Here is a 15,559-nt window from a genome sequence, read left to right on the forward strand (position 1 = left end):
GTACGATATATCAATTCAAAACGAATTGTAGATAAACATTTTTAAGAAAGGGTGAGGCGAATGATACTTGAATCATTAAGACAGGAGCTTCTTAGCTGGAATGGTGTTAGCGAGCATCCACATCGGTTTGGAGGAGTGGAATTTCGCTATAAAAATAAAGAATTAGGTCATTTGCATGGAGAAAACCTTGCTGACTTTCCTTTTCCTAAATTGGTTAGAGATGAACTCATTCAAGCAAGACTAGCGGACCCACATCATGTACTTCCCAATTCGGGCTGGGTAAGTTTTTGGATCAAAGGGGAGCAAGATATTCCTCATTTATTAAAGTTGTTCAAAATGCAATATGACAGAATCACTAAAAAGTGAGCTTATTATTTTAGGAGCCACTTCTGAAACTTATTCTTATCTTATGGTTATTCTGCAAGCGGGCGCTTTTCTGGAATAAGTACAGCGTCTTTTTTTATGAATAGGGCCATTTAATTGAATAAGGCTTATCAAGCTGTATTGTTGAACAATGGATATAATCATACTTTAGAATGAAAGAAGATGCAGCCATTGTTGGATGTAACAATTCCATTAAATTAATAAACTAAAGATATCAAATTAACAATTGATGATTTTTAATCCTTATAATCTTAAATCAGGAGGATAAATAAATATGACTAAAGATTTTGATGTTCATAACTCAAGAGAGGAACGGCAACAAGAAATCGATGTAATCCACCAAACAATCACCAATATGGAGGTAGCATTTAATCAACATGATGCAGATAAATTAGATAGTCACTTCACTCAAAATGCTACCTGGGTCAATGTTTTCGGCACCCAGCTATCAGGTTGGGAGCAAATCAATGAAACGCACAAAATTCTCTTAGCCGGACCACTCAGCAACTCATATGCTCTTTACAAGGTTGAAAGCATTAAATTTGTGCGCCCAGATGTAGCTATTGCACATATTCGCCAATATCCTACGACCTCTGAAGGGAAAGTGATAGAAAACGGGCAGTGCAGTCTCGCTATTTATGTGATGGTCAAAGAACAGGGAACATGGCAGGTCACCGCAGGACAGAATACATTTATCCAAGAAACTCCTCCAGTTAATTCATAATTCGAAACATGATCCAAGTGATCTGGGACTATAACCGTTTAACAAAGACAATTATTTGTATTTAAGCTCTTTATTAGTGCTTGTTCCACAATCGGGCGCTTTTCTGAAATAAGGAAGGTGTCTTTCTTCATGAAAAGGGCCATTTAATGGAGCAAGTGCTGTTTCTTATAAAGTGTGATAATTTATAATAAAGTTTGATTAATGATTGATGATAGGTATTAAAGTGTATTAAAAATAGAATGTTAAGAAAAGTGGGACTGCGTTTCCTTTTTTATTAACGCAAAGTAGAAATAAAGTGAAAATCCATTTAAAATATTGAAATTTGTGCTATAAAGTTTTATGAAATTTATCCACGTGTAAAAGACTTATGATTTAACACTTATTTTTTCGTTATAACAATATAATCTTGTTAAGAAAGTCAGCAATGATATATTTGGCTTCTCGGTAGAAAATAACATGAGGTGATTAGATGGATGAACCATTGACTGATTTTCAAATTTCTTTGAAGAAAATTCAATTCTTATCTCCAAGAGTTAATCAAGGATTACAATTTATCTTTGTTATTGATGGGGAATTAACGATTGAGATAGATAGTCGTTTTTATGTATTAAAAGAACAAGATTTGCTTCTCATTAATCGAAACCAACTTTTTCAAGCACAAGGAAATCAAACAAATAGTGTGTTAGTGTTAAATATTTCAGATTCATTTATGGATCAATACTATTCAGAATATCGAAACAGCAGGTTTGATTGCTTTTCTCAAGAAATAGAAATGGGCAGAGAAATAATGCTCGATAAAATGAGAAAATTGCTTGTTGAATTAATGATTACATATAGCAGAAGAGATGAGAGCTATCAAATTGAAATGCAGGGATACATATGTGAAATATTGTTAATCCTGATTCGCCGGTTTAAGCAAAAAGGAACCGCCATTGAAAGTATTGATACAAATGATTTTCGACTCACAAAAATGGTGGAGTATATGGAAAGGAATTATCATCAAGTTATTACTTTAGAAGATATGGCAAAGAAATTCTATCTATCAACAGGTTATTTATCTCGGTATTTTAAGCAGAAGATGGGAATGGGGTTTAGTCGTTTTTTAATGAACATCAGGTTAAAGCATAGTGTGAAAGATTTACTATATACAAATGATACGATTTCACAAATTTCAATGAAAAATGGATTTGCGAATACAAAGTCCTTTACGGGTCTTTTTAAAGAAATGTACGGAGTTACACCTCATGTTTACCGTGAGAAACATTCAAAAGAACCGATTGATTCGTTTCAAAGCTTTCCTATTGAAGATACTGAAACATTAATCAATTCACCTGAAATTTTAGCTAAATTGGGAACCGTACTAACCAAACATGATCAATCATATAGTAATACGGAGTCACGTTTTGAAGAATTACAGCTAAATGTTTCAAAATCAATCAAAGGAAAAATATACCGCCCTGACCATGTATTAATCATTAGAGAATTAAAAGAGCTGCTAAAAGAAGATGTAAGATCCCAAGTGCTGATGGCAAAAGAAGAAATGCGTCTAAGTTATGTAGGAATTAGCCATTTATTAAGTGGAGAAACGATTACAGCAGATATTGAAACAGATGAAGAAATTGCAACAAGTTCACCTTACTTTAAATCAGATGTTGCCTTGAATTTTATGAAAAAGAATGGACTTTCTCTTTTTATCAGGATTGAATATCAAGAAATTTCCAAGAATGAAGAATATTATTTCCAAAAGCTTTATGGTTTTATGAAGCATTGTTTACAAGTATACGGAGCATCCTATTTAAATAAATGGCACTTTCTTTTTTATGAACCCTATTATACCGCTGCTGAAGCAATGGAACTAAAACGCGTGTATTTAAAAATGTATCATTTACTAAAAAAACTTGTCCCAGGCATTCATGTAGGTGTGTTTTTACCATTCTCCTTTAAAGAGGAGAAAACCAATGATCCTCATAAATGGCTGTTAACAGAAGGCAATCATATAGATTTTATTGGCTATCATTCCAACCAGAATGACATCATTGATTTTCAGGAATTGAGTGATGACCGCTTTTTCATGGCTAAAGATTATTTGAAAGAAAAAACGGCAAAAATTAAATCATATCTTAAAAAGCAACATATTGAGAAGCCGCTTCATCTGATTTCATGGAACACACTTTCTGGAAACACACGCTTTACCAATGGACTTTTTTTTCGTGCTGCATTAGTGTTGAAAAGTGTTCTGGATGTAATGAATGAAGTGGAATCTATTGGCTTTTGGATTAACACTGCATTGCATGAAGGCGGAGAAAAAGGTCAGAGAATTCGTATTGAGGGCTTGGAATTATTTCATTATTTCAGTGGGAAACGGCCAGCATATTTTGCAATGATGTTTGCTAATAGACTGAATGGGACTGTAATTGCTCAAGGGTCAGATTATTTAATGACACAAAATGATCGAGGCTATCAATTAGTGCTTATGAATTGTAATACTGTAAATCCTTACTATTCCATTGAGGAAGCTTTTCTTCAAAAGCTAAATAAAGAGATTCTAGTGAAAATTACTGGCCTTGAAGCAGGAGAATATCAGATTCGGAAACATATTTTTGATAAAGATCACGGTGCTTTATATACGAAATGGTGGAATTTAAACAGCAGGCATGGAATAGATTGGGAAATTATTGATTACATCAATAGATCAAGCCATCCGGATTTAGAGATATTTGATGAAACGATTGCTAGTGAATGGTCTTTTTATTCCTATTTAACGGTTAATGCGATTCATTTTTTTGATATTAGAAAAGCGATTATATGAAAAAGTCATTGTTGCGAGGAGGCTTCAATGGCTTTTTTGCATTTTTGTGGAAAAATTTTTTTGTATGGTTATGACTGCTAAGTAAAGTATTAACCTGCTTTTTTTGATGTTAATCAACATTAGTGAAATATTTTACTTTTTATAAGAGGAATATGGACAAATAATGACTCACTATTTTTAGATAGCTGTCTTACAATTAACTTGTGGAAAACAGTTAGATGGCCATATGCAGCTTCAGGAGGAAGGCAAATGAAAAAAGACGATATGGAAGTTTATCCAGCAATAGCAGTCAGTAAGATCCCCATCTCATGGTTTCACCTGTTAAACCCTGCAATTTTATTCTTTTTGTATTAGCCATAAATTATTTAACAAGAAGAACACAATAATATTGAAGAATATTCCAGTTGGTTTTATTGAATGATCAGGAGGTTTTAGTCATGGAAACAAGTTATAAAGGTACAGATAAAATGATCACAGGAATTGTGTTTGGTGTTATTACATTCTGGCTATTTGCACAAGCAATGGTCAATGTGGTTCCAGCTGTTCAAGAAGATTTGGGCATTTCACTTGGAACGGTGAACATTGCCATTAGTTTAACGGCTTTGTTCTCAGGAATGTTTATCGTTGCTGCTGGTGGACTTGCCGATAAAATTGGGAGAAAAAAGATTGCATACATCGGCTTTATTTTAAGTATTGTTGGTTCACTTTGCCTAGTTCTAGCTCAAGGGTCAGCATTATTAATTATTGGACGTATCATTCAAGGGCTTTCAGCTGCATGTATTATGCCCTCAACCATTGCATTAATGAAAGCTTATTTCGAAGGGAAAGATCGCCAGCGTGCACTAAGTTACTGGTCCATCGGTTCATGGGGCGGTTCGGGGATTGCCTCTTTTGCCGGCGGTGCAATCGCGACAACTATGGGGTGGAGATGGATTTTTATCTTTTCTATCATCTTTGCAATAATTGGTATGTTTCTGCTGAAAGAAACACCAGAAAGTAAACAAAAATCAACAGGTGCTTTTAAATTCGATTACAGCGGCTTAGTTATTTTTATCATCACAATGATTGCTTTGAATGTATTTATTAATTACGGTTCAGATTTAGGATGGACAAGCCCGCTTACAATCGGCTTATTGGCTGTCACGATCATAGGGATGATTGTTTTCATTAAAGTTGAAAAAAGTAAAGATATTGTACTGATTGACTTTGCTGTATTTAAAAATAAGCCTTATACTGGTGCGACTATTTCCAATTTCTTGCTGAATGCGATTGCTGGTACACTAGTTGTAGCCAATACGTATGTACAGGTAGGTCGTGGATTTAATTCATTCCAATCAGGTATGCTATCACTTGGTTATTTAGTAGCAGTGCTTGCGATGATTCGTGTCGGAGAGAAAATATTACAAAAAGTAGGCGCCAAATCACCAATGATTTGGGGTGCCCTAATTACGACAGTAGGTGTGGCGATGATGGGCTTAACCTTCTTACCTGACCTTACTTATACGATCATCGTCTTCATTGGATTTGCCCTATTTGGTCTTGGACTTGGAATATATGCTACTCCATCGACAGATACATCTGTATCTAATGCTCCTGCTGATAAAGTCGGTGAAGCAGCTGGAGTTTATAAAATGGCAAGCTCACTTGGCAGTGCATTCGGCGTCGCGATTTCTGCAGCTGTTTACGGTGCAATCGCAGCGAATGGAAATCTTGAAACAGCGGCTTCAATAGGTATTATCGTAAACGTTATATTCGGTATACTTTCCATATTATCTATCATCTTTATGGTGCCAGGAGATGCCGGTAAAACATCTAATGCTTCTAAACCGGCTGGCAGCAACCGGCACCCTATTGCAGAATAATTAGCAGTTGGAAGTGTAAAACGCCACATTAAGTGGCGTTTTCGAAAAATAATGAAGGGTGAAGAGATTATGAGAAGTAAATTAATGGAAATGCTAGAATCCCGTAAAGATGAAATGATTGATATTCGCAGGCATCTGCACAAAAATCCTGAGCTTTCTTTTAAAGAAGAAAAGACAGCTCAATATATTATCGATTTTTATAAAGGAAAGGACGTAGAAGTTCAATCGAATGTAGGCAATGGATACGGAATTATCGTGACCATTAAAGGTGGAAAGCCTGGAAAAAACATTGGTATTCGTGCTGATTTTGATGCGCTTCCCATCGTTGAAGAAACGGATGTATCCTTTAAATCAAAAAATGAAGGTGTTATGCATGCGTGTGGTCATGATGGCCATACAGCCTACTTGTTAGTCTTAGCGGATTGCCTCATTCAATTAAAAGATGAAATTCCTGGTACAATCAAAATTATTCATCAGCATGCGGAAGAAGTTCCGCCAGGCGGGGCAAAAAGTATTGTAGACTCCGGCATACTTGACGATTTAGATAATATATTTGGCATCCACCTGTTGCCAATGGCCCCAGCAGGAGTTGTTGGATATCACGCTGGATTTTCCTTTAACGGCAGGGCTTATATGAAATTAAAAATTCATGGTAGAGGCGGGCATGGCTCCTCACCACATCTAGCGAATGATGCCATTGTGGCTGGTGCTCATTTTGTTACAGCCGTTCAATCGATTATTAGCCGCCGATTAAGTCCTTTTGATATTGGTGTGATTACGATTGGTTCTTTTGATGGAAAAGGAACATTCAATGTCATTAAAGACAGTGTAGAGCTTGAAGGTGATATCCGTTATATGACTGTTGAAACAAAAGCAACCATTGAAAAAGAAGTTAAACGTCTTGTAAAAGGACTTGAAGAAGAATTTGGTGTAACATGTGATCTAACCTATACGAATGATTATCCACCTTTATATAATGATCCTGCAGTAACAGCAAAGGTTGCTGAGTTTCTCAAGAATGCAAATGATAAAGATATTAAAGAAGTAAAGGAATTTCCAGCAATGCCGCCATCTGAAGACTTTGCTTATTATGCTGAAAAATTCCCTTCCTGCTTCTTTTACATTGCGTGTACACCTAAAGGAGTAGAAAAACCTTATTTTAATCATAATCCTAAATTTGATATCGATGAAGATGCCCTTCTTGTGGCAGCAAAGGCAGTGGGATATGTTGTGTGCGGTTATTATGAGTTAGATTAGGAAAAAGAATAGAATTGTCTGTAAGGTATGGTATAGATGCCCACTTGCTTCGGTTATTACGGTTGAATTTTTGACTTATGACAATAAATGGGACCATTAGAGAAAGGTGGGGGCGCTTTGACATGGGAAGTTCTTAACATCATTGGCACCCTTGCTTTCGCTATAAGTGGTGCCCTTATCGCAAGGGAAGAGGATTATGATATAGTAGGAATTTACGTTTTAGGGTTTACGACAGCATTCGGAGGAGGTCTTGTTCGTAACCTATTAATTGGAATACCTATTGAAAATATTTGGAAGCAAGATTATTTATTTGAAATTGCTTTTTTTGCTATGACCATTGTTTTTATCTTGCCGAATAAATGGATTGACCATTTAAAAAAGTGGGTGGTATTTTTCGATGCTTTTGGTTTGGCGGCATTCGCTATTCAAGGTGCAAACTATGCAGTTTCGATTGATGCTCCATTTATTGCCGTAATCATAGCAGCTACCATGACAGGAGCAGGTGGCGGGATGATACGAGATGTATTTGCAGGTCGAAAACCAATGATTTTTCGTTCAGAAATTTATGCCTTATGGGCAGCATTTGCAGGTTTTACCATTGGTTTAGATTTGATACGTGGTCCCTATTCCACAATTTTACTCTTAATCGTAATCGTTTTCTTTAGGTTATTATCAGTCTACTTTAAATGGAATTTACCACACAACATTCAAAATGATAATAAAAGAAGTTTGGATAGATAAAAAAATCCTAGATTTGCAATGCAGCATATGAGTATGTTATGAGATATTTTTTGCCCTTGCTTTATCTATACAAAAGAAATAATAAAAAAGATATATGGATACAGGGCTATAAAGAATAATGGAAATAAAGTCTATCCAGAATACAGATCTTTGTCTTTATTTTGCATCTTCAACAATCGGGTGCGCTTATTGAAGATCGGCTGAACACTTTTCCGCTTAATTCTGGAATAATTATAGTCGATTTAATTAAAAAAGATATTATTCCGTTAAATAATGAAAATAAATAATGAAAAAAATTTGTTTTTAACTACTTCTTATTCCGGAAGTTTATGAAAATTAAGATTTGATTTTAAAAGCTATATAAGGGGCTGCTGTTGCAGCTCCCTTTTCTGTACCCGACCCCGGATGTTTACCTCAATATCTGACGGGTATGGATTATATGTAGCAAAAAATCGTACTCCTATTGAACTAAGCAAAGGAGGAATTAACAATGAAAAAAACAATTGTAGGCGGAGTATTTAGAGATTCTGAAGAAGCAGTACGTGCGATTGAGAGATTAAAAGAGAGCGGGTTTAACCCTCATGATATTTCGGTATTAGCTAAAAATGACGATGAATTGGAAGAAATTGAGGACCGCACAGATGTTGATGTGATGGACGAAGGGTCAAATCGTGGAGCAAACGCTGGAAAAGGCGCCGGTATAGGAGCTGGCACAGGCGGGGTTTTAGGCGGAATTGCCGGCCTGATTGCAGAGATTGGATTACTCAGTATCCCTGGAATTGGTGTTCTTGCTGCAGCTGGCCCGCTTGCGACAACATTAAGCGGAGCTGCTATCGGAGCAACGGGCGGCGGCATTGTCGGTGCACTGACTGGAGCGGGCATACCGGAAAATGACGCGAAAGAGTATGAAAAATTTGTGAAAGAAGGCCATATCCTCTTACTGGTCGAGGTTGACGAAGAACAGCGCGAAAGAGTGCAGACGACCTTTACGGATAACCGTTCCTTAAACACACATATGTATACTGCTCGATAAAAAAGCGAGTAAGGGCATTCCTTCCAATAGGGATGCCTTTTTTAGTCTATTTCTGAAACCTTTTAGAAAAGCTGTACGTATAGGACATATAGAAACTAACCTCGCAATAGTAGAATTCAACTTGAATATGGTATTCTTTATTTAACCAATACAAGGAAAAAAGGTGACATTGTGGCCAAGAAAAAACTGCAGTACTGGACTTTGCAATTACTGATCATTTTAACGATCATCTATGTATCAACAAAAATTTCCTTCCTGTTTGAACCGGTCGGTATTTTTGTATCAACATTGTTTTTTCCGATCATTATTTCAGGATTTTTGTATTTTTTATTAAATCCGCTTGTAAAATTGCTGCAGCGGTACAAGGTTCCAAGGACGGCTGCCATTTTAATCATATATGCAGCTGTCATTGGGCTTGTGGTTCTGGTCATTGGAAACCTGGCTCCGCTTATCAGCAGGCAGGTGACAGAATTATTCAATGATCTGCCTGGATATGCCCGTACAACCAGAGAGTTTATTAACTCGATGGCAAATACTGAGCAGTTCAGATGGTTTATGGCACAGGATTACATATCAATTGAAGAAATCGAAGCACGGATCATGGAATACGCCAATACGCTGCCAAGCCGTGTAACGGAAGGGGTCGCTGGGATCGTCAGCTTGGTTACAAATATTGCGATCACCATTGTGACAGTGCCATTCCTGCTGTTTTACATGTTTAAAGACGGTGATAAATTTCCTGCAGCCGTTTCAAAGTTTATCCCAACCTCTTACAGGGCAGAGGGTGTTAAGACTTTAAAAGAAACGGCTGAGACGCTTTCTTCCTACATCCAAGGCCAGATTACAGTCGCTTTGTTTGTTGGGACATTGTCTTTCATCGGTTACTTAATCATTGACCTGCCGTACGCGCTCGTTATGGCGCTTATTGTGGCGATCACCAATATCATCCCTTATGTCGGGCCGTTTCTCGGCGGAGCACCTGCGGTTATCGTTGCGCTTTTCGAATCGCCGACGAAGGCATTGCTCGTTGTGGTGGTCATCGTCATTGCACAGCAGATTGAAGGAAATGTACTTTCCCCGCTTATTCTGGGAAAAACCTTGAACACACATCCAGCCACCATCATTATCCTGTTGCTGGTAGCGGGCAATTTAGCTGGAATTCTCGGCATGATCTTAGCGATCCCAACCTACGCTGTTACAAAAACGATTGTTTTAAATACCGTCCGATTCTTAAAGGCGAGGAAGACAGCGAAGGAAGAGGCAGTTACTTAAATAAAATTTGGAAGAGGGTGTCCCAAAAGTATTGCTTTTGGACACCCTCTTTTGGTAAGGCAATAGCTCTTTAAAATTTGGCCTGTTGATTTCCGCTCCAGGGACTCAGCGAACGCGGGCGGTCCGGGAGCCTCCTCGGTGCATTCGCACCTGCGGGGTCTCCCGCTGACTCGCTTCTCCCGCAGGACTTTGAATAAGCATCCTTGAATCAACACCGCACGAAGGAAATGCGGATGCATTTTCAAGGATCTCGCCCCTTCCGCTCCAATCAACAGGGTGCAAATTTTGGGACACCCTCTATTTTTCATGCGGGGGAGTATGTTTATTCAGGGAGAATCTTTTTGATCATTTAGTTGGAATAATTAACGATTTATCTAACATCTTTCTGAATTTACCTAGCATAAACCAGAGTTTATCTAACATGTTTTCAATTTTATCTAGCATATTGCTAAATTTACCTAACATCTAACACAATTCTCCTAGCTTTTATAAGAGGTTGTTCCTATCCAATTCCGCCTTTTTACTCTTCCCTTCCCAAAAGGTACAATAAAAGCAATAAAACAAACGAAAGCAGTGATCAGTTCATGTGTTTAATTCTATTTGCCTACCAAATGCATCCAAAGTACAAGCTGGTGGTTGCAGCCAATCGGGATGAGTTTTACGAGCGTCCAACCGCACCGGCACATTTCTGGGAAGATCATCCGAATATCCTGGCAGGACGGGATTTAAGCAAAATGGGCACCTGGATGGGTGTGACGAAGGGTGGAAGGTTCGCTGCCTTGACTAATTATCGTGATCCAAAAGAAATAACAGAAGGGAAGCGGTCAAGAGGAGAGCTTGTAGCTGGCTTTTTAAAAGGCAATGGCCAGCCTGAAGAATTTATGAAGAAAGCAGCTGCTAACCGCCAGCGGTATCCCGGCTATAATCTGCTTGCCGGGAACGCGGATGAGCTTTACTATTACTCAAATGTTGAAGACAAAATGGAGAAGCTGGGGCCGGGGATATACGGAGTCAGCAATCATGTGCTGAACACTGAGTGGCCGAAGGTGAAAAGAGGGAAGGAGGGTCTTGCTGAATTAGCAGAGTCCTCTGATGAGAGCTTAACCGATCAGCTTTTCTCCCTTTTGCAAAATGCCGATCCCGCACCTGACGAACTCCTACCGAAAACAGGCGTTTCCCTGGAGTGGGAACGAATTCTGTCACCCATGTTTATTAAAAGTGAAGGCTATGGAACAAGAAGCACAACGGTTATGCTGATGTCAGAGAATGAAATTTTTTACAAAGAACGGGTGCATGTTGGCGGCAGCCAGGAAGAGCAGGAATTTATGATCAGATACTAAACTGGACTTTGTCCTTCAAGCCGCATATGAAGGACTTTTCTTCAGCTGATTGAGCGGATATTGTCCTTCAAGAAAGCCAGCTCGGCACTGGTTTCTATTTGCCGTGACGATTATACAAGCGGCAGCGTAATCCTCACGGTCGTCCCTTCATTTTCCTTGCTGTGAATATAAAGGTTTCCGCCATGATTTTTAATAATCTTTTTACAAATCATAATGCCCAGGCCTGTCCCTTTTTCCTTCGTGCTGTAAAAGGGTTCTCCCAATTTGGCAAGGCGCTCTTCAGGGATGCCAATCCCTTCATCTTCAACGCTGATGATGACAAAATTATTGTCCTGCCGGATATCAACGTTTATTTTTCCGCCCATAGGCATCGCTTCAATGGAGTTCTTAATAATATTAATTAATACCTGCTTGATTTTATCCTTCTCGCATTTCACATTGAAACTGGACTGTGTTTGAGTGAATTCTATCATAATATTTCCCATAACCGCCTGGCTATTTAGAAGAGTAATGACACTTTTAACGACCGTAACCAGGTTGGTTTCTTCCATTTCGGTAATTTGCGGTTTGGCGAGTACGAGCAAATCGTTTACGATATCTTCAATTCGTTCCAGTTCAGTAAGGATGACATCTGCAAAATCGCCCTGCCTTTCTTCATTTAAAAGCTGTGTAAAGCCTTTTATCGCTGTCAGCGGATTGCGTATTTCATGGGCGATTCCGGCTGCCAGCTGGCCTACAACCGAAAGCTTTTCCGCATTTTGCAGTTTTTCTTCGGTCTTCTTCTGGCCTGTCACGTCCTTAATAATAATCTGATAAACCTTTCTATTTTTAAAAGTGGTCGGAATCAGCTGGACTTCGGCTTTCCTCGTTTGGCTATCTGTCCGGATCAAGTTCAGCTCGAAATTCACACTTTGTTTTGTTTGTAAAAAGTCATCCAGGGTGGAATGTTCGGAAGAGGGAGTATAGTCGTGGAGGGATGTGCCGATCATTTCTTTGCTGCTGGTGAATCCAAAGAGCTTCTTGCCTTCATTATTGATATAAGTCCAAATGCCTTTTTGCGTCACCATTCCGATCGTATCTTTAGAATACTCAACAAGAAAACGGTACTTTTCCTGTGTTTCAAGAATCTCCTCTTCCATGATAATTCTTTGGGTCATATCTCTGATAATGCCTATCATTTCCTTATCTTCATTAATAACGGAAAAATTCGCTTCCAGCCATAAATAATGACCCTCATGATGCCTGAAGCGAAAGGTTACCCGTTTATGGGTAAGCAAATCAAGCTCTGCAAAAGCCTCTCGCAAAACATCCCGGTCATTTGGGTGGCAATATGTATAAAGGCTGCTTTTATAAAACTCCTGCTGGGTATAGCCAAGCATCCGGAAACAGGAAGGAGAGACATATAAAGCAATTCCCTCTTTTGTAACTCGCGCAATTATATCGCTTGAGTGCTGAATGGCCAGCTGCAAATTCCTCGCTTCTACCTTATCTGCGAACAGATCTGCGTGGTTTTCTGTCATGATCATTTTTTCATCCCTCCTTTTTGAAAAATGGCACTTTTCCATTATTATACATGACTTATTCTGTTTGACATATAGGATAAATTTCACCTTAATAGTCTTGTCAAAATAAAAAAAGATACCGGATTAGGTACCTTTTTCATAGAAAACTTCTAATTTGCGCTCCTAGGATACGAATACCTTCTTTCAGTGCCTCCAAAGGAGCATACGCATAAGAAATCCGTATGTAGCGGTTAGGGCCGTCACTGTATATACTTCCAGGATTCATCAGTACTTTTTTTGAAAAAGCCTGCCCGTACAGTGTTCGGATCGGAATATCCGACGGAACCTTAAGCCAGATGAAAAACCCGCCTTCAGGACAGTTCCATTCCGCCAGACCGGATAAGTGAGTGTCCATTGATTCCAGGGCTGCCCTGCGCCGGTTTCTCAGCTGCTCTCGGACTGTTTCCATATGCTTCTGATAAAGACCGCTCGACAGCCATTTGGCGGCAACCCTTTGCGAAAGCGAGCTCGAGCCGTAGTCGGTTTGCATTTTAAGATCGGCTAATCGATCAATGACCGGTTCAGGAGCTGCTACCCAGCCGATCCGCAATCCAGGGCTTAAGGTTTTCGATAAGCTCCCCATATATAGCACCTGCCCGTTTTTGTCCATCGCTTTTAGAGGGGGAGGAGGAGGATTATCAAGCCACAGTTCGCGATAAATATCATCTTCAACGATTGGAAGCTGTTCTCTCCCGCAGGCATGGAGCAGTTCCTGCCGCCTTTTCTCAGACATTAAAATCCCGGTAGGATTATGATAGCAGGGAATCGTATACAAAATTGATTTCCCTTTCTCGTATTTCTTAAGAGAAATACTCTCCGGCAAAACGCCTTCCCCATCCATTGGCAGCCCTTTTAAGTCCATGCCGGCTGAACGGAAAAGCTGAAGAGAGTATAAGTAGGAAGGCTTTTCGAGAAAAACAGGTGACCCTCTTTGCAAAAGGCCTAATGAGACAAGCTGCAGGGCCTGCAAGCATCCTGAAACAATGAGAATGGAGGAAGGGGAGAGATTGATTCCCGCCGCTGCTAAATAATCGCTGACCGCCTGCCGCAAGGGCCGATATCCCTTTGGTTCCTCATAGCCGAGCACACCCAATTCCTCTGCTGCTTCCTTAAGCACGTCTTTCATGGTTTCGATCGGAAATATCTCCGGTGACAGCTCCCCTTTGCTCAGCTGGATAAAAGTGGGGTCAGATTCAGTTTCGTTAATCTCCTGGACGATTTGCTCACTTGGTTTATGAACGCCTGTGTGAACATATTCATTCCAATTGGTCGGCTGTCTGGCGGCGAGCAAGGTCCACGTATTATTGATGACTCTTGTGCCAACGCCTGTTTTTCCTTCTATTAATCCGTCTGCAGCAAGCTCTTCAATCGCTGTAATAATTGTACTTCTATTTACTCCAAACTCTTCTGCAAGTTTCCGCTGGCTCGGAATTTTGCTTCCGATTGGCCACTCGCCGTTGGAGATCTTTTCTTTAATACTCTCGACAATTTGCTGATACTTTGGCACTCGTTCTGAATTCATCTTTATAACCGCCTTTATTGAAATTGGCTGGTAAAATTCATTTCTCATTGGTTGAGGACATTGTAGCAGTTATTGACTATCATGAAAAGCAACACAAACAATGGCTGGTAAATTTGGCGGAGGGGGGATGGAAGTGAATGCTAGAAAGCTAATAATTATCGGAGCCCACATTTCCATTTTATTGCTCTGGGCTTCTGCATTCCCGGCGATCCGGGCGGGGCTGCAATCATACTCGCCGGAGCATCTTGCCCTGTTAAGGCTCTTGATTGGCTCTGCTGCTTTGGCAGTCTTTGCATTGGTAACAAGAATGCGCCTTCCTGATGTTAGAGATCTTCCTGCTATTTTTATACTCGGATTTCTTGGTTTTACTGTTTATCATACAGCTCTTAATATTGGGGAACAAACAGTCAGCGCCGGACCGGCAAGTTTAATCGTATCGCTGACTCCGATCTTTTCAGCTGCCTTGGCTGCGCTTTTTTTAGGCGAACGTTTTGGCGGGGTTAGATGGTTGGGTTCCGCCATAAGCTTTGCCGGGGTAGCCATCATTTCGATTGGAACGGGAGATCGTTTCGAAATCCAAACGGGAATTTTGTTCGTCTTGCTCGCTTCCGTTTCGGAAAGTGTCTATTTCGTTTTTCAGACCAAGTATTTTAACAAATACGGATTCCTTGAATTCACAACATTCACAATTTGGGCAGGAACAATCTTTATGATGATTTATCTTCCAGGACTGGGAGGGGAAATCCTAAAGGCTTCAACTGAATCTACTCTCAGTGTCGTCTATCTTGGACTTTTTCCAACGGTCATTCCTTATATTGCGCTGGCATTTCTCGCTTCAAAGGGAGGGGCTTCCGAAGCAACAAGCTCTTTGTATCTCACACCAGCTCTAGCGTTTGTTATCGCATGGATATGGCTTGGAGAGACCCCTGCATTCCTGTCAATTGCTGGCGGTGTAATCGCACTTATCGGAGTGCTTGTCATCCACAAAAAGGAAAAAGTGAAGATAATTGATCGAGAATTAGAAAGAAATAAAGTTTCAAAATAACGATTGAC

At 39.6% G+C, this 15,559-nt stretch carries 12 protein-coding genes; 10 read left to right on the forward strand and 2 right to left on the reverse strand.

Translation table 11 applies throughout. The features are described 5' to 3' along the window. Window positions 1-60 precede the first annotated feature (60 nt). The 9 genes from IQ19_RS05220 to IQ19_RS05260 all read left to right on the forward strand — a co-directional run bounded on the left by IQ19_RS05220 (window position 61) and on the right by IQ19_RS05260 (window position 11,422). Window positions 61-366: a luciferase domain-containing protein gene (locus tag IQ19_RS05220; protein WP_144540624.1), complete on the forward strand. Its 306-nt coding sequence runs from the start codon at window positions 61-63 to the stop codon at window positions 364-366. A 292-nt stretch (window positions 367-658) separates the two neighbouring features. After that, complete coding sequence (locus IQ19_RS05225) at window positions 659-1,108, forward strand: SgcJ/EcaC family oxidoreductase (RefSeq protein ID WP_144540627.1); 450 nt, start codon at window positions 659-661, stop codon at window positions 1,106-1,108. 469 nt (window positions 1,109-1,577) lie between these two features. Next, window positions 1,578-3,917 (forward strand): AraC family transcriptional regulator, encoded by a 2,340-nt coding sequence (locus tag IQ19_RS05230; protein WP_144540630.1) that lies wholly within the window; start codon window positions 1,578-1,580, stop codon window positions 3,915-3,917. A 437-nt stretch (window positions 3,918-4,354) separates the two neighbouring features. Then, window positions 4,355-5,779, forward strand: a complete 1,425-nt coding sequence (locus IQ19_RS05235) for an MFS transporter (RefSeq protein ID WP_144540633.1) — start codon at window positions 4,355-4,357, stop codon at window positions 5,777-5,779. Between the two features lie 69 nt (window positions 5,780-5,848). Then, window positions 5,849-7,036 (forward strand): amidohydrolase, encoded by a 1,188-nt coding sequence (locus IQ19_RS05240; RefSeq protein ID WP_144540636.1) that lies wholly within the window; start codon window positions 5,849-5,851, stop codon window positions 7,034-7,036. Window positions 7,037-7,153: 117 nt separating this feature from the next. Further along, complete coding sequence (locus IQ19_RS05245; RefSeq protein WP_144540639.1) at window positions 7,154-7,777, forward strand: trimeric intracellular cation channel family protein; 624 nt, start codon at window positions 7,154-7,156, stop codon at window positions 7,775-7,777. 490 nt (window positions 7,778-8,267) lie between these two features. After that, the gene (locus tag IQ19_RS05250) at window positions 8,268-8,810 is read left to right on the forward strand and encodes a general stress protein (protein ID WP_144540642.1); all 543 of its coding nucleotides are present in this window, start codon (window positions 8,268-8,270) and stop codon (window positions 8,808-8,810) included. 171 nt (window positions 8,811-8,981) lie between these two features. Further along, the gene (locus IQ19_RS05255) at window positions 8,982-10,082 is read left to right on the forward strand and encodes an AI-2E family transporter (RefSeq protein WP_144540645.1); all 1,101 of its coding nucleotides are present in this window, start codon (window positions 8,982-8,984) and stop codon (window positions 10,080-10,082) included. A 584-nt stretch (window positions 10,083-10,666) separates the two neighbouring features. Further along, on the forward strand, window positions 10,667-11,422 hold the full coding sequence (locus IQ19_RS05260; protein ID WP_144540648.1) for an NRDE family protein: 756 nt from the start codon (window positions 10,667-10,669) through the stop codon (window positions 11,420-11,422). A 110-nt stretch (window positions 11,423-11,532) separates the two neighbouring features. On the opposite strand, the gene IQ19_RS05265 is transcribed toward IQ19_RS05260, so the two are convergent. After that, window positions 11,533-12,948, reverse strand: coding sequence for a PAS domain-containing sensor histidine kinase (locus IQ19_RS05265; protein WP_144540651.1), 1,416 nt, complete (start codon window positions 12,946-12,948; stop codon window positions 11,533-11,535). Between the two features lie 133 nt (window positions 12,949-13,081). Then, on the reverse strand, window positions 13,082-14,506 hold the full coding sequence (pdxR, locus tag IQ19_RS05270; protein WP_144540654.1) for a MocR-like pyridoxine biosynthesis transcription factor PdxR: 1,425 nt from the start codon (window positions 14,504-14,506) through the stop codon (window positions 13,082-13,084). Window positions 14,507-14,639: 133 nt separating this feature from the next. Here pdxR and IQ19_RS05275 point away from each other — a divergent pair, with 133 nt between their 5' ends. After that, window positions 14,640-15,551 (forward strand): DMT family transporter, encoded by a 912-nt coding sequence (locus tag IQ19_RS05275; protein WP_144540657.1) that lies wholly within the window; start codon window positions 14,640-14,642, stop codon window positions 15,549-15,551. The last annotated feature ends 8 nt before the right edge of the window (window positions 15,552-15,559 follow it).

The organism is Cytobacillus oceanisediminis, from assembly GCF_007830235.1.
In the GTDB taxonomy this organism is placed as follows: Bacteria; Bacillota; Bacilli; order Bacillales; family Cytobacillaceae; genus Cytobacillus; species Cytobacillus oceanisediminis.

What these genes read in the sequence shown, in the direction of transcription:
- IQ19_RS05220 (WP_144540624.1), top strand. Translation starts at nt 61, where the DNA reads ATGATACTTGAATCATTAAGACAGGAGCTTCTTAGCTGGAATGGTGTT.
- IQ19_RS05225 (WP_144540627.1), top strand. Translation starts at nt 659, where the DNA reads ATGACTAAAGATTTTGATGTTCATAACTCAAGAGAGGAACGGCAACAA.
- IQ19_RS05230 (WP_144540630.1), top strand. Translation starts at nt 1,578, where the DNA reads ATGGATGAACCATTGACTGATTTTCAAATTTCTTTGAAGAAAATTCAA.
- IQ19_RS05235 (WP_144540633.1), top strand. Translation starts at nt 4,355, where the DNA reads ATGGAAACAAGTTATAAAGGTACAGATAAAATGATCACAGGAATTGTG.
- IQ19_RS05240 (WP_144540636.1), top strand. Translation starts at nt 5,849, where the DNA reads ATGAGAAGTAAATTAATGGAAATGCTAGAATCCCGTAAAGATGAAATG.
- IQ19_RS05250 (WP_144540642.1), top strand. Translation starts at nt 8,268, where the DNA reads ATGAAAAAAACAATTGTAGGCGGAGTATTTAGAGATTCTGAAGAAGCA.
- IQ19_RS05260 (WP_144540648.1), top strand. Translation starts at nt 10,667, where the DNA reads ATGTGTTTAATTCTATTTGCCTACCAAATGCATCCAAAGTACAAGCTG.
- IQ19_RS05265 (WP_144540651.1), bottom strand. Translation starts at nt 12,948, where the DNA reads ATGATCATGACAGAAAACCACGCAGATCTGTTCGCAGATAAGGTAGAA.
- pdxR (WP_144540654.1), bottom strand. Translation starts at nt 14,506, where the DNA reads ATGAATTCAGAACGAGTGCCAAAGTATCAGCAAATTGTCGAGAGTATT.